This is a genomic window from Polaromonas sp. CF318, assembly GCF_000282655.1.
Taxonomy (GTDB): domain Bacteria; phylum Pseudomonadota; class Gammaproteobacteria; order Burkholderiales; family Burkholderiaceae_C; genus Polaromonas.
In genome coordinates this window covers 14,265-33,315 of sequence record NZ_AKIV01000041.1, presented here as the reverse complement: position 1 = coordinate 33,315, position 19,051 = coordinate 14,265, and the positions used below count along the sequence as shown (strand labels likewise).

Genomic DNA, 19,051 nt, shown 5'->3' with positions numbered 1-19,051 from the left:
AAGCGGCTTCCCGCCACGACGGCGGCCTCGGTACAACTGTCGGTGCCGGCCATCACCGCGCTGGGCGGTATCGTCTTTCTGGGGGAGCCGCTGGGCTGGGCGCTCGCCGCCTGCTGCGCGGCCATCCTGGGCGGCGTCGCGCTGGCCGTGCGCCCTTCGCCGCCCAAAAACTAAAGCAGCGAACGCAACTCCCTCGCCGCATCCAGCAACAAGGGCAGCAATTCCTTCTGCATCACCTCCACCCGCAAACGCTGCGGCGAGGACACCACATTGAGCGCCGCCACCGTGCGGCCCTGCATGTCGCGCAGCGGCACGGCCAGCGCATGCACGCCCAGCTCATGCTCTTCGCTGGCCAGGCAGTAGTCGTCCAGCCGCACCCGCTCGACCAGGGCCTTGAGCTTGCGCGGGTCCGTGGTCGTGTGCAAGGTCAGCCGTGCCAGGCTGCCGTGCTCGGTTTTTGCCTTGAGCCAGGCGCTGAACTCGCTCTTGGACTTGGCGGCCAGCAGGACGCGGCCGGTGGAGGTGGCATGCGCGGGCAGGCGCGCGCCCAGGTGCAGGCCGTAGGCCAGCACGCGGGCCGGCGCCGCCTTCGGGTCGCCGGAGGCTTTCCATTCAAAGCCGCTGCGTCCGATGATGACGATCTCGTCGCCGTCCAGCACCGCGACTGAAAACGACTCCTGGGCCTGCGCCGCCAGCCGGTTCAACGCGGGCTGGATGGCGCGCGGCAGGCGCGCCGTCGCCAGGTAGCTGCCCGAAAAGCGCAGCACCTTGGGCGCCAGCCAGAAATAACTGCCGTCGGTTTCCAGGTAGCCCAGGTGTGTAAGCGTGAGCAGGTGGCGGCGCGCCGCCGCGCGCGTGATGCCGGCGCGCTCGGCTGCCAGTGTGGCATTGAGGCGCTGGCGCTGGGTGTCAAAGCTTTCCAGCACGGCCATGCCTTTGGCCATGCCCTCGATCAGGTCGGGCTTGGCGATGGGGAAAGCGCCGGGTTTCGCAGCGGTTCGGGAAGTGACCATTGCGCGATCATCGCACAAACAGGCCGCACATCGTGCAAAGCCGCCCCGGCGCACTAGGCGCGGCGTGCGGCGCCGCATAACCTTGCCGCATGGGCACATTGCCCCGTCAAGGTTTAACGGAGACAAGCATGCGTGTACAGGTAGCCATCGTGGGCGGTGGCCCCGCCGGGCATTTGCTCGGCCAACTTCTCTACAAAGCCGGCATCAGCGCCATCGTGATCGAGCAGCGCAGCCAGGACTATGTGCTGGGCCGCATACGCGCGGGCGTGCTCGAGCAAGGCACGACCGACCTGCTCGACGAAGCCGGCGTGGGCAGCCGCATGCATGCCGAAGGCCTGGTGCACGGCGGCATCTCGCTGAGCTTTGGCGGCTCGCACCACCGCATAGACCTGCAAAAGCTCACGGGCGGCAAAAGTGTCATGGTCTACGGCCAGACCGAGGTCACGCGCGACCTCATGAATGCCCGTGCCGCCGCCGGCCTGGCCACCGCCTACGAGGCCGAAAACGTCAGCCTGCATGACTTCGACGGGACGCGGCCCAAGGTGCGTTATGTGCAGCACGGTGTGGCGCACGAGGTCGAATGCGACTTCATCGCGGGCTGCGACGGCTTTCACGGTGTGAGCCGCGCCAGCGTGCCGGCCAGCGCGCTCAAAACCTTCGAACGCGTCTACCCCTTCGGCTGGCTGGGCGTGCTGTCGGAGACACCGCCCGTGGCCGAGGAACTGGTCTACAGCAACCACGCGCGCGGCTTCGCGCTGTGCAGCATGCGCAGCCACACGCGCAGCCGCTACTACGTGCAGTGCGCCCTCGACGACAAGGCCGAGCGCTGGAGCGACGACGCCTTCTGGGACGAGCTGCGCCGGCGCCTGGCGCCCGAACTCGCCGAAAGCCTGGTGACCGGCCCCTCGATTGAAAAAAGCATCGCGCCGCTGCGCAGCTTTGTGGCCGAGCCCATGCGCTTCGGCCGGCTCTTCCTGGCCGGCGACGCCGCCCACATCGTGCCGCCCACGGGCGCCAAGGGCCTGAACCTGGCGGCCAGCGACGTGCGCTACCTGGCGCGCGCGCTGGCCGGGTTTTATGCCGGCGACGAGACCGGCATAGACCGCTATTCAGAGACCTGTTTGCACCGCGTCTGGAAGGCCGTGCGTTTTTCCTGGTGGTTCACCTCGCTGATGCACCAGTTCCCGGACGGCGGCGAATTCGGCCACAAGCTGCAGGAGGCCGAACTCGACTACCTGATCCATTCGCCGGCGGCCGCGACCTCGCTGGCGGAGAACTATGTGGGTTTGCCGCTTTAAGCTCAGCCAGCCTGGCGCTGGTCAGGCCGCGCGCGCCGCACTGATCGCCTGCCGGGCCCATACCAGCAACTGCGCCGGGTCATCCAGTAGTTCGGCGGGCGCGGCGTAGTACTTGCGCACCTGCACCACGCCGTTTTTGGTGGAATAGCTGAAGGGCTTTGAGCCCTTCTTCTCATAGGCCGGCCGCGAGCTGTCGTCCACCCGGAAGTACAGGGTGTTGCCCATGACCATGGCGAACTGGTTTCCACCGTGTTTCATTGCGTGGCCGCCAAAAAACTTTCCATCGCGAATATCTCCGAGCGGCGCCAGCAGTTCACGCACATAGCTGACAAATTCGGCGCTTGCGCTCAAGCTGTCCGCTCCGCTGCGGAGGTTTCTTGTCCAGGTTTCATGTGATCCATTATGGCGATGGACGCCTGCCGCCCGCGATGCATTGCGGGTCGTTGAAGGTGGCCGGGTTGTTGCGGTCGCAGGGGATGCTGCAATTGCTCGCGCCGCGGCAAGCGGACTTGAGGGACTCCTTCGCGGTCTGCTCCCAATTGATATCGGCGCAGGCGCTGAGTAAAGCGATAAGGACCGCGGCGATGGCAAGGCGCTTCATAAGCAAACTCCGGAAACAGTGGATCAAGCGGCATCGTCCGGCCGGGAAACCAGCAGGTCCCCCGGCTGGCAATCGAGAAATTCGCAAATGCGCATCAGCGTGTCAAAGCGCACGCCCTTGACCTTGCCCTGTTTGAGCAGGGACAGGTTGGCTTCGGTGATGCCGACGTAAGCGGCCAGGTCCTTGGACTTGGCCTTGCGTTCGGACAGCATCACATCGAGTTTGACGACGATGGGCACGCGCGGAGAACGGAAAAATTAAACGAACTGCGCGTTCTCTTCGGCCAGCGCCACGGCCCTGGCCATCACGGCGGCGATCTGCCACACCATGCCGGCGAACAGCAGGGTCAGCAGCTCGTTGCTGCCCAGGCCCAGCGACAGCGCGCGCTGCCCGGCCGGCGCCCCGGCGGTCAGCACCACCGTGACCAGCGTGGAAGCCAGCACGCCAGTGACCACCGACGCAAAAATGCCGGCGGCAAAACCGCGCAAATATTTGACGGTGCGCAGGCTGAAATACTCGGCCTGCGAAAAACCCGAGAAGCAGCGCATGGCGCACACCAGGCCGTAAGACGCGCAGCACACCGGCAGCACGCCCAGCAGCACAGCCAGGCATTTTTGGCCCAGGGTGACATCCATGGCGGCGGCCTGCGCGGCCTGCAGCGGCAGGCCCGCGCGCATCAGCAGGCTTTCCACCGGCGTGCTGAGCAGGTGGTAGGCCACCGCCAGCGGCAAGGCCACCGCGAGCAAGGCACAAGCCCAGGCTAGCACGCTGCTGATGCCCTGCACGTCAGGCCCGGAAGGGGTCTGGGGAGTTGCTGTGTGTTTCAAGGGAGCACCTCTTGTCTTGTGAAGAGGGCCTCAGTGTCGCAGAATAATTCTCGTAAAACAATAATTTATATCTTTAAAACAGAAATTATTGAAACAGTTTCCAGCGCTTTAGCGACAACCCGGGACACCGGCCGCAAGGCTTTGGGGTAAATTGCCCCCACACCATGCCCAGCTCCAAACCTACCGCCGCCCCCACCCCCCCCTCCCCACCCACCGTCCTGCAGCCGCTCAAAGGCGTGCGCGTGCTGAGCCTGGCGCTCAACCTGCCCGGCCCGGCGGCCCTGATGCGCTGCAGGCAGATGGGTGCGCGCTGCGCCAAGCTTGAGCCGCCCCCGGGCGACCCGATGAAGCTCTACAACCCTGAGGCTTATGCCGCTCTGCACGCCGGCGTGCGCACCGCCGCGGCCGACCTCAAGACCGAGCGCGGCCAGGCCTTGCTGCAGCGCGAGCTCGCGAAAACCGACGTGCTGCTCACCTCCTTCCGGCCCTCGGCGCTGGCCAAGCTGGGCCTGGGCTGGAAGGCGCTGCACAAGCAGCACCCACAGCTGAGCCAGGTCGCCATCGTCGGCAGCCCGGGCGAACGCGCCGAAGAGCCCGGCCACGATCTGACCTACCTGGCCGAAAACGATTTGGTCACCGGCCTGGACCTGCCCGCCACGCTGTACGCCGACATGGGCGGCTCGCTGATGGCCAGCGAAGCCGTGCTGCAGGCCGTGCTGCACCAGCGGGCCAAGGGCAAGGGCGCTTACCTCGAGGTCGCCCTCTCTGCCGCCGCCGGCTACCTGGCCCTGCCGCGCAGCTGGGGCCTGACACAGCCCGGCGCGGCCGTGGGCGGCGGCCATGCGGGCTACCGCCTCTATGCCTGCAAGGACGGCCGCGTGGCGCTCGCGGCGCTGGAGCCGCATTTCGCGGCCAGCCTGTGCGCCGCCGCGGGCGTGCAGGCCTCCAGCATGAAAGCCATGTTCGCGCCGGCCACGCATGCGGCGATTGAAGCCTGGCTCAAAGCCAGGACGCGCAAGGAACTCGACGCGCTGGCTGTCGAGAAAGACATCCCGCTGCACACGCTGGCGCCTTAGGCGCCCTCGCGCCCGTCCTCAGGACCGCCGCGCCAGCACCACCATCGCCGCCCCCAGCATCAAGGCGCCCACGCCCTGCAGCGCCGTGAGCGGCTCGGCAAACAGCCAGGCTGCCGCCACAGCGGCCACCAGCGGCTCGACCAGCGTGCCTATCACTGTCGCAGTCGGCGACAGGCGCCGCGCACCCCAGGCAAAGGCCAGGTAGGCAATCGAGGTGGTGAAGATGCCGGTGTAGCCCACCTGCAGCCAGGCCGTCGTGTGCCGCGGCCAGGTGATGCCCTCGGCGACAGCCAGGCCCAGCATCAGCAGCGCGGCAGCGCTCATGCTCCAGGCCGAGGCGGTGACGGCCGGCAACTGCGCGGGCATGCGCGCATTGCCCAGCACCACCAGCGAATAAAGCCCGGCCGAAGCCAGCGACCAGGCCAGGCCGGCCGCGTAGTGCGCCGGCAGGCTCAAGCCCTCGCCGGGCATGGCGATCAGGCCCACGCCAGCCAAGGCCAGGCCCAGCGCCAGCAGTAGCCGGCCGCTCGCGCGTTCATAACCGCGCAGCACCGACAGCAGCGCAACGATGACGGGCGCGCAGCAGATCGAGATCACCGTGGGCAGGGCCGCGCCTATATGGCTCATGGCGATGAACCAGCTCGTGACGTTCAGCGCCATCGCCAGGCCCGTGCCCATGACCAGGGCCTTGCTGCGCCGGGGAAGATGCCGCCACTGCGCCGTCCGCGGCGCGGCCGGCAGCTGCCGCCAGTGCCACCACCACAAGAGCGGCAAGCCCAGCGCGAATCGCGCCAGAGACAGGCTGTAGGGCGCCATGCCCCCGGCCATCACGGATTGGGCAACCAGGGCGCCCACGCCCCACAAGACGCCCGCAAGCAGCACGCCGCCCCAGGCCAGGGCGGCCGATGTTTGGGTTTTCATGAAAATTTTCTCCGTCCATGCACCTGCCGCGAGCGGGATAGCCGCAACAAAAAGCGGGCAGGCGCGTCAACTCAAGGCCGCGCGCCGTTCCGTCGGAACAGGCACGGCCAAAGGGCGCAGCCCGGCATCAAGCCGGGTGCATCACAGAGCGACGGAGGGGGGAGAAAGCTGGAGATGCATGGCTTGCATCATAACGAAGACGAAGCGGAAGCGCCGCCGTAAACCAGGCCGCCCCGCCCCGGCCGCTCAAACACCTGCCGGACGAAGGCATACAAGGCCCAGAGCAGCAGCAAGGGAATTACCAGCGTCTGCAGCACAAAGATCACGATGAGCTTGATGATGTGTTCGGTGGCCTGTTCGGCCGCGTGCTTGAGGTTTTCAACCTGCTTGCCCACGTCGCCGTTCTTGGCCAGCCAGTCTTTCATGCTCTCGACCAGGCCGCGCTTGTCGGGTGCGGCGGCCACTGCGGGATTGAGCTGCCCGGCCTGGCCGGTGGCGCTGTCTATCAATTGCTGGCTGGCCGCGTAATCTGCCGCCAGGAATTTTTGCCACAGCAGGTCGCTGCCCAGCGTCACCACCGGCACGGCAAAACGCAGCATCAGCAAGATCACCAGCAGCCTGGACAGCCAGGGCGGCACCCGCGCCCTGCGCAAATGCAACCACCACCAGCCCAGCGCCGCGGCGCTCAGGGCCAGCGACACCGGCCAGTAGCTGCCTATGCTGATCAACGCCTTCTGGATGCCGAAAGCGACGCTGGCCGCCAGCATCAGGTGCGAAAACTGCTCGACCAGGTCGTTCACCGGGTCCAGGATCTGCCCGGGCGTGAAGGTCACGCCGACGCCGAAGGGCTGCACCGAGGCCTCGGTGCCCTGGGCAACGGAGATCACAGCATTGAGCAGCCGCGCCGTGGCAAAACTCACCAGTGCGCGCTTGAGGCCGGCATCGACCTGCCGCATGGCCGGCGCATCCAGCGGCGCCAGCCAGGCGCAGGCCGTGACGGCCGCCATGGTGAAAGCCACGAGGGCTCTGCGTGCGATGAGCATGGGGTCTCTCCGGGGTTGCGATCAGAGATATGTCTGTCCGAAAGCCGCTGAGGCGATCGCTTTGTTCGCTGCGGCCATGGGCATCTTGCCAGAAGAGGCGGCCCGCAGGTCGCGCGCTTAACGGCCCTTGCGCCCGGAAGGCTTGCCGCCCGCGCCCTGGGCCAGCGGCGGCAGGCCGGTGTGGCGCGTCAGCAGGCGGCCCTTGACCACGGGCGCAGCTTTGTCCGCGGCCGCGGACGTGCCGGTGGAATTCTTGCGCCGCGCGCTGGTATAGCTGCCGTCGGTCAGCGGCTGGAAGGTCGGGATCAGGTGGTGCTTGCCGTTGCCGATCAGGTCGGCCCGGCCCATGGCCTTGAGCGCCTCGCGCAGCACCGGCCAGTTGTTGGGGTCGTGGTAGCGCAGAAAGGCCTTGTGCAGCCGGCGGCGGCGTTCGCCGCGCACGATGTCCACCGTCTCGCTGTCGCGCGTGATCTTGCGCAGCGGGTTTTTATTGGTGTGGTACATGGCCGTGGCCGTGGCCATGGGGCTGGGGTAGAAGGTCTGCACCTGGTCGGCCCGAAAGCCGTTCTTCTTGAGCCAGATCGCCAGGTTCATCATGTCTTCGTCGCTGGTACCCGGGTGGGCCGCGATGAAGTACGGGATCAGGAACTGCTTCTTGCCGGCTTCAAGAGAGTACTTCTCGAACATCTGCTTGAACTTGTCATAGCTGCCGATGCCCGGCTTCATCATCTTGGTGAGCGGGCCCTGCTCGGTGTGCTCGGGCGCGATCTTGAGGTAGCCGCCCACGTGGTGCGTGACCAGCTCCTTCACGTACTCGGGGCTTTGCACCGCCAGGTCATAGCGCAAGCCGGAACTGATGAGGATTTTTTTGACGCCCTTCAAGGCCCGCGCCCGGCGGTACATCTTGATCAGCGGGTTGTGGTTGGTGTTGAGGTTGGGGCAGATGCCCGGGTACACGCAGGACGGCTTGCGGCAGGCGGCCTCGATCTCGGGCGACTTGCAGCCTATGCGGTACATATTGGCGGTGGGCCCGCCCAGGTCGGAGATCGCGCCGGTAAAACCCTTGACGGTGTCGCGTATCGCCTCGATCTCGCGGATCACCGAGTCCTCTGAGCGGCTCTGGATGATGCGGCCTTCGTGCTCGGTGATGGAGCAGAAGGTGCAGCCGCCGAAGCAGCCGCGCATGATATTGACCGAAAAGCGGATCATCTCCCAGGCCGGGATCTTGGTCGTGCCGTCGTGGCTGCCGTTTTCGTCGGCGTAGCGCGGGTGCGGCGAGCGGGCGTAAGGCAGGTCGAACACATAGTCCATCTCGGCCGTGGTCAGCGGGATGGGCGGCGGCGTGATCCATACGTCGCGCGCCGTGGCGCCCTCGCCGTGGGCCTGCACCAGGGCGCGGGCATTGCCGGGGTTGGTTTCCAGGTGCAGCACGCGGTTGGCGTGGGCATACAGCACCGGGTCGCTCTTGACCTGTTCGTAGGACGGCAGACGTATCACCGAGCGGTCGCGCGGCGGGACCTTGATCTTGCCCTGCGCGGTGTGCACGGTGGACGGCAGATTGGGATTGGCCACAAAAGTCAGCGGCTTGATGGCCGGGTTGGCCGCGGAGCCCGCCGATTCGGCCTTGACCGCCACTTCGGCCGCCTCGTCCTCGCGCGCGCAGCTCGCGCCCTGCTCGCGCGCCTGGTCGGAAATCATCAAATAGGGGTTGACGTGCGCCTCGACCCGGCCCGGCGTGTCCACGCTGGTGGAGTCGATTTCGAACCAGCCCTGGGCGCTTTCGTCGCCGCTGCGGCGTATGAAGGCCGTGCCGCGCACGTCGGTGATGCTGGCCACCGGCTCGCGGGCGGCCAGGCGGTGGGCGATTTCGACAATGGCGCGCTCGGCATTGCCGTAAAGCAGCAAATCGCATTTCGCGTCGACCACCACGCTGCGGCGCACCTTGTCGGACCAGTAGTCGTAATGCGCGATGCGGCGCAGTGAGCCTTCAATACCGCCCAGGATGATGGGCACGTCCTTGTAGGCCTCGCGGCAGCGCTGCGAATACACCAGGGCCGCGCGGTCGGGGCGCTTGCCGCCGACGTCACCGGGTGTGTAGGCGTCGTCGCTGCGTATCTTGTGGTCCGCCGTGTAGCGGTTGATCATCGAGTCCATGTTGCCGGCGGTCACGCCGAAGAACAGGTTGGGCTTGCCCAGCACGCGGAAAGGGTCGGCGCTGTGCCACTCGGGCTGGGCGATGATGCCGACGCGAAAGCCCTGGGCCTCCAGCATGCGGCCTATGACGGCCATGCCGAAGCTCGGGTGGTCCACATAGGCGTCGCCCGTGACGATGATGATGTCGCAGCTGTCCCAGCCGAGCGCGTCCATCTCGGCCCGGCTGGTGGGCAGAAATTTGGCCGTGCCGAAGCGGGCCGCCCAGTACTTGCGGTAGCTGGTCAGCGGCTTGGCGGCACGCGTGAAGAAGGAGACGTCGACGGGGGCGTTCATGGAGGCTTTGGGTAACCCTCTATTGTAAGGTTTACCCTCAGTTTTCCCCCTTTATGCGGCATTTAAGCCCTACAAAGCGCCCGCTTCCGTCAAGCAATGTGGTTTATCGGGTGATTCGGGGGCCACGCCAAACCCAAATCCCACTCAGCCGTGTACCTGCCGGCTGTCGGCCGGTGCCTCATCGCGCTCATTCAGGCCGTAATCGCGCAGTACGTGGGCCACGCGCAAGCGGTAGTTCTCAAACACGCCGCCGCGCCCGCGGCTTTGCGCCTGCCTGTGGCTTTCCAGCTTGCGCCATTCCAGCACGGCGGCCTCGTCGCGAAAAAAGGACAACGACAGCAGCTTGCCCGGTGTGCTCAGGCTTTCAAAGCGCTCGATGGAGATAAAGCCGTCGATTTTTTCGAGCTGCGGCCTGAGCGCCGCGGCGATATCAAGGTAGGTCTGCTTCTGACCCTGGGCGGGCTGGACTTCAAAAATAATCGCGATCATGGGGGCTTTCCTGTTGCTGTGGGGCTTGCTGTGATGCTCGCATCAAGCGGTGAAAACCGGAATACGGGCGTTCATGGAGGGACGGTAGCCCCAGGCGAATGAGGCAGCGTTCTGGAGCCGCCCCGACACCAACAAGGCCCGGACAGCCGCCGCCGCGATGGTGCAGGCCAGCGCCTGGCCCGGGCACTGGTGCGCGCCATGGCCAAAGCCGGGGATTTGGCGGTCCGGGCGCTCCAGCAAAAACTCGTCGGGCCCGGGGTTGCACGCAGGATCGCGGCCCGCGGCGGCCAGCAGCACCAGCACCACATCGCCGGCCTGCAGCGAAACGCCCGCGACCTCGGTGGGCTCGGCGACAAAACGGCGCGTGTTGTGGATGGACGGGTCATGGCGGCTGACTTCGTGGACCATCTGCAGCAGCCTTGCGGGTTCGCGGGCCATGGCGTCCAGCAAGCCGGGCTGCGTGGCCAGGGCCGTGATGCTATTGCCGATGAGGCCCGCCGTAGCCTCATAGGTTTGCGACAGCAGGCCCACCGCATTGCACAGCAGCGACTGCGCATCGTGCCAGCCGGCCCGCGCCGCCTCCTGCTGCAGGCGCGCCAAGGCGCTGCCGGGCCGGGCACTGGCGGCCTTCACCAGTTCCGCAAAGCGCGACAGCAAGGCCGAGGCGGCCTCGCCGGCTGACGCGAGCTGGGCCGGCGTGCTGAGCGGCGACAGGCAAGCCACAAAATCGGCCATCCAGCGCGCGACCTGCGGCAGCTCGGCCTCGCCAAAGCCCAGCAGGTCTGCCACCGCCATCACAGGCACCTCAAAAGCCCAGCGCGACAGGGCCTCTCCCCTTAAAGCACCCTCCCCGGCGGTTTGCAAGGCCAGCGCTTGCGTTCTTGCCTGTACACGATCGAGATCCACCGCCGCCAGGAAACGCTGCAGCGCCAGCTTGGGCGCGTCATGGCGCAGGCCCTCGTTCATGCGCACCAGGTGGCCGAAAACCTCACCGGCCGCCGAGCCGACAATGGCCGCGGGTACGGGCTCTGAAACGGGACGTACGCGGCAGGCCGGATTGCCCAGGACTGCCTTGACAGCGGCCGCGCTGCTCGCGATCCAGAGCTTGCGCGGCGCATCAAATACCAGCGCGGGGCCGGCGGCCAGCGCCGCGTAATAGGGATAGGGATTGCGGTGGGCGGACGCCGCGAGGATGTTGTCGGGATTCGAGTCGGGATTCATGGAAAGCATTTTTGCCTCAAACACCCGCCCCATGCTTCGCTGGCGAACGAAGCATGAATGTGCTTACCGCGCCGGCAAAACCTGCCCCCGGCATTCACCAAAGCCTATGCGCGTAAAACCCTCGCGCTCGCACCAGGCGCGCAGGATGATGGCATCGCCGTCCTGCAAAAAGGTGCGCGTCTCGCCATTGGCCAAAGTCAAGGCGTTCTTGCCGCCAGAGGTGAGCTCCAGCAGCGAACCGGCCTGCTCGGGCCGCGGGCCGGACAACGTGCCCGTGCCCAGCAAATCGCCGGGCTGCAGGTTGCAGCCGTTGACGGTGTGGTGCGCGAGCATTTGCGCGACCGTCCAGTAGGCGTCGCGGTAGTTGGACTGCGACAGGCACTCGGGACCCAGGCCAGCGTCGCGCATGGCCTGTGTCTGCAGCCAGACTTCAAGCTGCACGTCCAGGCTGCCCTGCTGACGGTTGCCCGGCGAATCCAGGTAAGGCAGCGGCTGCGGATCGCCTTCGGGTCGCGTGAAGGCCGCACGAAACGGCGCGAGTGCCTCCAGGGTGACTATCCACGGCGAGATGGTGCTCGCGAAATTTTTCGACAGGAAAGGGCCCAGCGGCTGGTATTCCCAAGCCTGCACGTCGCGCGCCGACCAGTCGTTGAGCAGCACCAGGCCAAAGGCATGGGCTTCAGCCTCTTCCATGGCCACCGGCTCGCCCAGGGCATTGCCCTGCCCCACAAACACACCGAGCTCCAGTTCATAGTCGAGCCGGTGGCTGGGCCGCAGGAGCGGCAGCTCTTCGTTGGGACCCTTGGTCTGGCCCCGAGGCCGCGGGAATTGCTGGCCGCTCACGCCTATGGACGAAGCGCGGCCGTGGTAGCCGATGGGCACCCATTTGTAATTGGGCAGCAGTGGCGCGTCGGGGCGGAACAGCTTGCCGACGGTGGTCGCATGGTGGATGCCGGTGTAGAAATCGGTGTAGTCGCCGATTCGGCAAGGCAGGTGCAGCGTGACCGCGTCCTGGCGGTGCAACAAGCCCGCCCACTCGCCCTGCCTGGCGCTGCCCTCGGCCAGGCCTTGCGAGATCGCGGCCCGCAGCGCACCCATCGCCTGCGGGCTTTGCGCCATCAGCGTATTCATGTCGCCGGCGTCCGTCAGCCCGGTTGCGCGCAGGTCCAGCACCTGGTCGCCGATGGCAACGCCTATCTTGCGCTCGCCCTGCGGCGTAAGGCTGTAAGTGCCAAAGGGCAGGTTCTGGATGGGAAAGTCGCTCGCCTCGTTGGCGGAGCCTACCCAGCTGCGCAATTGGGGGTCGTGGGTGGCGTTCAGGAGTGTCGTCATGGTCGGCTTAAGAATGAGGTTTCGGCATCAGGCCTTGAACTGGTCCTTGAGCCCGGCCCAGCAGCCGGCATAAGCGGCGTCCAGCGCGCCGCCCTGCATGGCATAGGCCGTGGGCACAAAACGGTAGCGGCTTTCAAACATAAAGGCCAGGGTGTTGTCCAGCTTGTGCGGCGTAAGCTCGGCCGCGCTGGCTTTTTCAAAGGCCTCGGTGTCCGGGCCGTGCGGCACCATGCAGTTGTGCAGCGAGGCGCCGCCGGGCTTGAAGCCTTCGGGCTTGGCGTCGTACTGGCCGTAGACCAGGCCCATGAACTCGCTCATCAGGTTGCGGTGGTACCAGGGCGGGCGGAAGGTGTTCTCGGCCACCAGCCAGCGCGGCGGAAAGATCACGAAGTCGCAATTGGCCGTGCCCGGAGTGTCCGAGGGTGAGGTCAACACGGTGAAGATGGACGGGTCCGGATGGTCGTAGCTGATGGAACCGATCGTCATGAAGTGGGCCGTGTCGTATTTGCAGGGCACCAGGTTGCCGTGCCAGGCCACCACGTTGAAGGGGCTGCGCGGCTGCGTGGCCGACCACAAACGGCCACCGAACTTCTTGATGATTTCGTAGCCCTTGCCAGGCTCATCGTCGGCATCGAAGGCCGCCACGGGCGCGAGGAAATCACGCGCATTGGCCAGGCCGTTGGAGCCTATGGGGCCCAGCTCAGGCAGGCGAAAGTGCGCCCCGTAGTTCTCGCAGATGTAGCCGCGCGAGGCGCCATCGGGCAAGGCCACGCTGAAGGCCATGCCGCGCGGCAGCACGGCGATTTCACCGGGCTTGAGGTCCAGCATGCCGAGCTCGGTGGTCAACAGCAGCCGGCCCTGCTGCGGCACCAGCAGCATTTCGCCGTCGGCATTGACCAGCGCGCGCCGCGCCATGGAACGGTTGGCCACATACATGTGCGCGGCCATGCCGGTCTGGGCCTCGGCGTCGCCGTTGGCCGCCACGGTGCGCAGGCCATCGACAAAATCCAGCGGCTCCGCGGGAATGGGGAATGGATTCCAGCGCAAGGGATCGGGCGGCACGGCCACGCCGCCGGCGGCGCCCGTGGTCCACTGCAGCTGCGCATAAGGCTGGTAGCCGCCCACCACCACCGAAGGCTGGCGGCGATACAGCCAGGTGCGGCGATTCTCGGCGCGCGGCGCGGTGAAGGCGGTGCCGGATATCAACTCGGTGTACAGGTCGTGCGGCGCGCGCTGCGGGCTGTTGCGGCCCTGGGGCAAGGCGCCTGCGACGGCTTCGCTGGCGAACTCATTGCCGAAGCCGGACTGGTAGCGCAAAGGGGTGTTTGTGTTCATTGCGGTTTCTCCAAAATTCCCATGTCATTCTTCGCCGGTGTCTTCCACCGCGCCGCCGTCGGCCCTGGCCTTGGCGATCAGGCGGTCGAAAAAATCACCGAGCTGCTCGCGTTCGGCCGCGTTCAGCACGCCAAAAATATCCTGGTTGCGCCGGCCCACCAGCTGCATGGCGCGCTGCCAGGCGGCTTTGCCCTTGGGCGTCATGGTCAGCACCACACCACGGCCGTCGGTCGGGCTGGCGGCCTTGACGACCAGGCCCTGCTCGACCAGCGACTGCGCAGCCCGGCTGGCCTGGCCCTTGTTGAGGTTGGCTTTTTGCGCAAGGTCGTTGACCGACAGCGGCGCGAAGGTGCCGACGGCCGTAAGGCAGCGGCCGTCGCTCATGGACAGCCCGGCCTCGGCCACATAGGCGCGCTGGCTTTCCAGGTCGGTCAGCTTGTGCAGCAGATGCAGGCGGTAGGTCAGGGTTCTGTCGAGCTTGATCATGCGGGCCACCGGTTCGATTTATTGGTTGCGGCCGCAACTATAAACCGATCCGGTTGCGCGCGCAACCATTTATTCAACAGTCTTCAAAACCGCCGGAAGCTGCTCGGAATCTAGTTCCGAACCACGGTCATCTGGCCGCGCACTTCCCCGCCCGGATAGGTGGCGGTGTGGATGTTGGCGTACCAGCGGCCGGCCAGCAAATCGGCGGCCTGGGCGGCGGTCAGCGTGGCGCTGCCGTCCAGGGGGCTGCGCATGGGGCCGGCCCATGGCAGCGCCACGCCGGCGTTCGCGCCAATGGCCGCGGGGCCGTGGAAATGCCCCGCTGTGGCCGGGCCCGTCAGGCCCGTGTAGCTGACCTTCCAGCGCAGCAGGTTGGTGTTTTTGTCGAACACCGCATCGACCTGGCCGCTGCCGGTGCTGGCATTGGCCGGCACTTCGTTCGCCCCGCGCAATTGCGTGGTCATGGCCACCAGGTTGGACTGGCGATCCATCACACTGCAACCCGTGAGGGCGGCCGCGGCAATGGCCACGGCGGCAAGGGACAAACGGACGGCGGTGCGGCGGGTCGGCATGGTGGGCTCCTTGAAAACAGGAGCCGATTGTGCGTGGCGTGCCCGCGGCCTGCCCGTAGGACAAACCCCATGCGGGCGGTGGGTTCCGGACGACATCCCGGCGCCGCGGCCGCGCCCGCCCGCAACCCATACAACACCCACAAAAGCCGCCGTCCTACGAAAGGGCTCTTGGCAGACCGACACCGGCGCATCCGCACGCGGCCCAGACTGGGTTTCTTATCCACCTGAAAAGATCCCCATGGCATCTCGCGTTCTCTGGAAAGGCGCCATCAGCTTCGGCTTGGTCCACATCCCCGTCGCGCTGCATTCGGCCACCTCCGAAAGCGGCATCGACTTCGACTGGCTGGACAAGCGCAGCATGGACCCGGTGGGCTACAAGCGCATCAACAAGCGCACCGGCAAGGAAATCGGCAAGGAGAACATCGTCAAGGGCGTGGAGTACGAAGACGGCCAGTACGTGGTGCTGTCCGAGGAGGAAATCGCCGCGGCCTACCCCAAGACCACCCAGACCATAGAGATCGAAAGTTTTGTGCCCAACACCGAGATTCCCTTTGTCTACCTGGAGCGGCCCTACTACGTCGCGCCCATCAACAAGGGGCAGAAAGTCTATGCCCTGCTGCGCGACACGCTGCTGAAGACGCAGCGTGTCGGCATTGCCCGCGTCATCATCCAGACCAAGCAGCACCTGGCCGTGCTGGTGCCGTCGGGCCCGGCTCTGGTGCTGAACCTGTTGCGCTGGGGCGCCGACATCCGCTCGCTCGAAGAGCTGAATCTGCCGCCCGTCGGCGCCAAGGCCGCGGGTCTGTCCGACAAGGAACTGGCCATGGCCAAACAGCTGGTGGACGACATGACCGGCAAATGGGACCCCAAACAGTTCACCGACTCCTTCAAGGACGACATCATGGCGCTGGTCAAGCGCAAGGCCAAGGAAGGCAAGCTCAAGAGCGTGGTGCAACCGGAAGAATCCGGCGAGGCCGAACCCCGTTCCGGCGCCAAGATCCTGGACTTGACCGAGCTGCTGCAGCGCAGCCTGCGCAAAGGCGGCGGCGATGCACCCAAGGCCAAGGCCGTCGCCAAGGCGCCCGAGCGCAAAAAACCCGCAGCCAAAACCCGGGCGCACGCCCCCGCCAGGCGGCGCGCCGCCTAGGCGGCCACAGGCGCAGCCCCGGCCATGGACGACCGCGATTCCCTCAAAAGCTACCGCGCCAAGCGCGACTTTTCGCGCACACCCGAGCCCGCGCAGGGCGGCACGCGCTCGGACAAGGCCCTGAGCTTTGTGATCCAGAAACACGACGCGCGCAACCTGCATTACGACTTCCGCCTGGAGCTGCAGGGCGCGCTCAAAAGCTGGGCCGTGCCCAAGGGCCCTAGCCTGGACCCGGCCGTCAAGCGCATGGGCGTGCGTGTCGAGGACCACCCGATTTCCTACGCGGGGTTTGAGGGCAGCATTCCTGCCAGACAATACGGCGCGGGCGACGTGATCGTCTGGGACCGCGGCCTGTGGACGCCGCACGGCGACCCGGCCAGGAGCCTCAAGGCCGGCAAGCTCAAGTTCGAACTGCACGGTGAAAAGCTCAAGGGCGGCTGGACGCTGGTGCGCATGCGCGGCCGCGGCGATGAAAGCCACGAACCCTGGCTGCTGATCAAGGAGCATGACGAACACGCCCGCCCGGAAAAAGACTACGACGTGCTCCAGGCCCAGCCCAACAGCGTGCTCTCGGGCCGCCCCCTGCCGCGCGACGCCGCGGAAAAACCCGCTAAAGCGCCGCGCAAGGCCGCGGCGAAGAAAGCCGCCGTGCAAACCGCCGGCGATATTCCGGAAGGCGCCGTCAAGGCGAAGCTGCCCGAGCTGCTGGCGCCGCAACTGGCCACGCTGGTGGCGGCCCCGCCTGCCGACCCGCAAGGCTGGGCCTATGAAATCAAGTACGACGGCTACCGCCTGCTGGCCCGCATCGACGGGGACTCGGTTCGCCTCATGACACGCAACGGCAATGACTGGACCCGCAAGCTCCCCAGGCTGGCCGAGGCCGTGGCCGCGCTGGAGATTCCTTCGGGCTGGATGGACGGGGAGATCGTGGTGATGAACGAGCACGGCCTGCCCGACTTCGGCGCGCTGCAAAACGCGTTTGACCACGCCAGCACGGCGCGCATTGTGTACTACGTGTTCGACCTGCCCTACTTCGACGGGCTGGACCTGCGCCGGCTGCCGCTGTCCCGTCGCCGCGAACTGCTGTGCGCGCTGGTCACCCGCCACCCGCAAGAGACCATCCGCTTCAGCGACACGTTTGAGGAAACGCCGCAGGACCTGCTCGAGTCAGCGCGGCGCGTCGGGCTGGAGGGCGTGATTGGAAAACGCATGGACTCGGCCTATGTCTCGCGCCGCTCGCCGGACTGGATCAAACTCAAGACCCAGTTGCGCCAGGAGTTCGTCATAGGCGGCTACACCGAGCCCAAGGGCTCGCGCACCGGCCTGGGCGCGCTGATGCTGGGCGTGCATGACGACAAGGGCGCGCTGCGGTACGCCGGCAATGTCGGCACGGGCTTCAACGACAAGGTGCTCAAGGACCTCAAGGCGCGGCTGGAGAAAATTCACACGGAGCGCAGCCCCTTCGCGGCGAAGCTGCCCGCCGGCGTCAAGGGGCAGTTCGTCAAACCGCGCTTGCTGGCCGAAGTCGCTTTCGGCGAATGGACGCACAGCGGCCACATCCGCCACTCGGTATTCCAGGGCTTGCGCAGCGACAAGCCCGCCACCCGCATCGTGCGTGAAAAACCCGCCGCCTTGAAAAGCGGCAAGAAAGGCGCCGCCGTGATTCCCTCCAAACAATCCGCCGCCAAACCATCCGCCGCCGAAAAACCCAGCGCCAAAGGCAATGCGCAAGGCAGCTTGAAAGCCGCGGCAAAGGCGCCCGGCAAACCGGCCTCGGCCGCGCTGAAGTCCCTGCGCATCACCCACGCCGACCGCGTGATCGACAGCAGCACCGGCTTCACCAAACAAAATGTGGTCGAACATTACGCGCAGGTCGCGGCACTGATGCTGCCGCACCTCAAGGCCAGGCCGACCGCGCTGGTGCGCGCGCCATCGGGCATAGGCGGCGAGCTGTTCTTCCAGAAGCACGCCGAGGCTACGTCCATCCCCGGCATCAAGTTGCTGGATACCGCGCTCGATCCCGGCCACGGGCCGTTGCTGGAGGTCCCCTCCGCCGCCGCCCTGCTGGCGGCCGCGCAGCTCAACGTGATCGAGTTCCACACCTGGAACGCCACGACGCGCGCCATCCACAAGCCCGACCGCATGACCTTGGACTTGGACCCGGGCGAAGGCGTGGCCTGGCCGCAGGTGCAGGAGGCCGCGCAACTGGTGCGGGCTTTTCTGGACGAACTCAAGCTCTCCAGCTTCCTCAAGACCAGCGGCGGCAAGGGCCTGCATGTGGTGGTGCCGCTCAAGCGGCAATACGACTTCGACACGGTCAAGGATTTCTCGCACGCGCTGGTGCTGCACCTGGCCGCCGTGATTCCGCAGCGCTTTGCCGCCAAGAGCGGCCCCAAAAACCGTCTCGGCAAGATTTTCCCGGACTACCTGCGCAACGGTTTCGGCGCGACCACGGTATGTGCCTGGTCGCTGCGGGCGCGGCCGGGGATGGGCGTGTCGGTGCCGGTGGCCTGGGACGAGCTGGATTCGCTGACCGGCGGCGCGCACTGGACGGCCTTGACCCTGGGCGCCCGCCTGGCCGTCGGCAACCAGCCCTGGGACGCTTACGAGGCCTCGCGCATGGGCCTGTCCGCCGCGATGAAACAGCTGGGCTTCAAGCCGGCCGCACAGGCCAAATGAGTGTCCAGCCGGCTGTCATCCGCCTCCTACACACGCAGGGCCCGCGGCCCGACATGGCGATCTCGGGCGCGGTTTTACATTGGCTTCGTGGCGGTTTCATACCGTCATTTCGCATTCAACTTACCCCACCTTTCAAGGAGAACCCGTATGCCTTCCAATCAGAATGATCCGAAAAAGAACAATCCCCAAGCCCAGGACAAACAGCAGCAGCAAGGCCAGCGCAACCAACCCGGCCAGCAGGACCGCCAGAACATCAACCAGGCCAGCGATGCGCAGCTGAACCAGGGCCAGGGCAACCAGCGCCAGCCGGGGCAACAAGGCCAGCACGGCAGCGCCCAGGGCAACCCGCAAAAGCCATCGCGCAGCCAGGTGGAGCGCGATGAAAACATGCAGCCCGAAGACTCGGGCAGCCGGCAATCGGGCCGCAGCAATAACTGACCGCTTCACCACCGGCGTTGAATTGAAGAAAACCAGGAAGACAAGTGGAGGCCATGCGCCTCCACTTTTTTGTGCCCGTTCCCCAC

At 66.3% G+C, this 19,051-nt stretch carries 20 protein-coding genes; 6 read left to right on the top strand and 14 right to left on the bottom strand.

Features of this window, described 5'->3' with window-relative positions:
* Positions 1-174: EamA family transporter (locus PMI15_RS24315; RefSeq protein ID WP_007865206.1), on the top strand; the 174-nt coding region annotated here is incomplete at its 5' end.
* Here PMI15_RS24315 and PMI15_RS06055 read toward each other — a convergent pair.
* Entirely contained in the window at positions 171-1,013 is an 843-nt protein-coding gene (locus PMI15_RS06055; protein WP_007865205.1) for an IclR family transcriptional regulator C-terminal domain-containing protein, read from the bottom strand. The genes PMI15_RS24315 and PMI15_RS06055 overlap by 4 nt on opposite strands.
* Positions 1,014-1,141: 128 nt before the next feature.
* On the opposite strand from PMI15_RS06055, the gene pobA reads away from it, so the two are divergent.
* Positions 1,142-2,311, top strand: a complete 1,170-nt coding sequence (pobA, locus tag PMI15_RS06050; protein ID WP_007865204.1) for a 4-hydroxybenzoate 3-monooxygenase — start codon at positions 1,142-1,144, stop codon at positions 2,309-2,311.
* A 21-nt stretch (positions 2,312-2,332) separates the two neighbouring features.
* On the opposite strand, the gene PMI15_RS06045 is transcribed toward pobA, so the two are convergent.
* From PMI15_RS06045 to PMI15_RS23960, 4 genes are read right to left on the bottom strand one after another with little or no spacing between them, the layout of a single operon-like run.
* Entirely contained in the window at positions 2,333-2,662 is a 330-nt protein-coding gene (locus PMI15_RS06045; RefSeq protein WP_007865203.1) for a TfoX/Sxy family protein, read from the bottom strand.
* Between the two features lie 49 nt (positions 2,663-2,711).
* Complete coding sequence (locus tag PMI15_RS06040) at positions 2,712-2,912, bottom strand: hypothetical protein (protein ID WP_007865202.1); 201 nt, start codon at positions 2,910-2,912, stop codon at positions 2,712-2,714.
* Positions 2,913-2,935: 23 nt separating this feature from the next.
* Positions 2,936-3,151 carry a helix-turn-helix transcriptional regulator gene (locus PMI15_RS06035; protein ID WP_007865201.1) on the bottom strand — a complete coding sequence of 72 codons (216 nt, stop codon included), beginning with the start codon at positions 3,149-3,151 and terminating at the stop codon, positions 2,936-2,938.
* An 18-nt stretch (positions 3,152-3,169) separates the two neighbouring features.
* Positions 3,170-3,739 carry a DUF2975 domain-containing protein gene (locus PMI15_RS23960; RefSeq protein ID WP_007865200.1) on the bottom strand — a complete coding sequence of 190 codons (570 nt, stop codon included), beginning with the start codon at positions 3,737-3,739 and terminating at the stop codon, positions 3,170-3,172.
* A gap of 164 nt (positions 3,740-3,903) precedes the next feature.
* On the opposite strand from PMI15_RS23960, the gene PMI15_RS06025 reads away from it, so the two are divergent.
* Positions 3,904-4,815 carry a CoA transferase gene (locus PMI15_RS06025; protein ID WP_007865198.1) on the top strand — a complete coding sequence of 304 codons (912 nt, stop codon included), beginning with the start codon at positions 3,904-3,906 and terminating at the stop codon, positions 4,813-4,815.
* Between the two features lie 18 nt (positions 4,816-4,833).
* Here PMI15_RS06025 and PMI15_RS06020 read toward each other — a convergent pair whose 3' ends face one another.
* From PMI15_RS06020 to PMI15_RS05980, 9 genes are all read right to left on the bottom strand, one after another.
* A complete protein-coding gene (locus tag PMI15_RS06020) occupies positions 4,834-5,736 on the bottom strand; it encodes a DMT family transporter (protein WP_007865196.1) in 903 nt (300 codons plus the stop codon).
* 188 nt (positions 5,737-5,924) lie between these two features.
* Positions 5,925-6,779, bottom strand: coding sequence for a hypothetical protein (locus PMI15_RS06015; protein WP_007865194.1), 855 nt, complete (start codon positions 6,777-6,779; stop codon positions 5,925-5,927).
* Positions 6,780-6,896: 117 nt separating this feature from the next.
* Complete coding sequence (locus tag PMI15_RS06010; RefSeq protein WP_007865193.1) at positions 6,897-9,266, bottom strand: YgiQ family radical SAM protein; 2,370 nt, start codon at positions 9,264-9,266, stop codon at positions 6,897-6,899.
* Between the two features lie 144 nt (positions 9,267-9,410).
* On the bottom strand, positions 9,411-9,755 hold the full coding sequence (locus PMI15_RS06005) for an antibiotic biosynthesis monooxygenase (protein WP_007865191.1): 345 nt from the start codon (positions 9,753-9,755) through the stop codon (positions 9,411-9,413).
* 42 nt (positions 9,756-9,797) lie between these two features.
* Positions 9,798-10,985: a cytochrome P450 gene (locus PMI15_RS06000; RefSeq protein WP_238541081.1), complete on the bottom strand. Its 1,188-nt coding sequence runs from the start codon at positions 10,983-10,985 to the stop codon at positions 9,798-9,800.
* 54 nt (positions 10,986-11,039) lie between these two features.
* Positions 11,040-12,308 carry a fumarylacetoacetase gene (gene fahA / locus PMI15_RS05995; protein WP_007865187.1) on the bottom strand — a complete coding sequence of 423 codons (1,269 nt, stop codon included), beginning with the start codon at positions 12,306-12,308 and terminating at the stop codon, positions 11,040-11,042.
* A gap of 27 nt (positions 12,309-12,335) precedes the next feature.
* Positions 12,336-13,643 carry a homogentisate 1,2-dioxygenase gene (gene hmgA / locus PMI15_RS05990; RefSeq protein WP_007865184.1) on the bottom strand — a complete coding sequence of 436 codons (1,308 nt, stop codon included), beginning with the start codon at positions 13,641-13,643 and terminating at the stop codon, positions 12,336-12,338.
* Positions 13,644-13,667: 24 nt separating this feature from the next.
* Positions 13,668-14,129, bottom strand: a complete 462-nt coding sequence (locus PMI15_RS05985; RefSeq protein WP_007865182.1) for a MarR family winged helix-turn-helix transcriptional regulator — start codon at positions 14,127-14,129, stop codon at positions 13,668-13,670.
* Between the two features lie 110 nt (positions 14,130-14,239).
* A complete protein-coding gene (locus tag PMI15_RS05980) occupies positions 14,240-14,701 on the bottom strand; it encodes a CHRD domain-containing protein (RefSeq protein ID WP_007865179.1) in 462 nt (153 codons plus the stop codon).
* 238 nt (positions 14,702-14,939) lie between these two features.
* Here PMI15_RS05980 and PMI15_RS05975 point away from each other — a divergent pair, with 238 nt between their 5' ends.
* The 3 genes from PMI15_RS05975 (at position 14,940) to PMI15_RS05965 (ending at position 18,965) form a co-directional block, all read left to right on the top strand.
* Complete coding sequence (locus tag PMI15_RS05975; protein ID WP_007865176.1) at positions 14,940-15,848, top strand: Ku protein; 909 nt, start codon at positions 14,940-14,942, stop codon at positions 15,846-15,848.
* A gap of 24 nt (positions 15,849-15,872) precedes the next feature.
* The gene (gene ligD / locus PMI15_RS05970; RefSeq protein ID WP_007865173.1) at positions 15,873-18,527 is read left to right on the top strand and encodes a DNA ligase D; all 2,655 of its coding nucleotides are present in this window, start codon (positions 15,873-15,875) and stop codon (positions 18,525-18,527) included.
* A 147-nt stretch (positions 18,528-18,674) separates the two neighbouring features.
* Positions 18,675-18,965, top strand: a complete 291-nt coding sequence (locus PMI15_RS05965; protein WP_007865165.1) for a hypothetical protein — start codon at positions 18,675-18,677, stop codon at positions 18,963-18,965.
* The last annotated feature ends 86 nt before the right edge of the window (positions 18,966-19,051 follow it).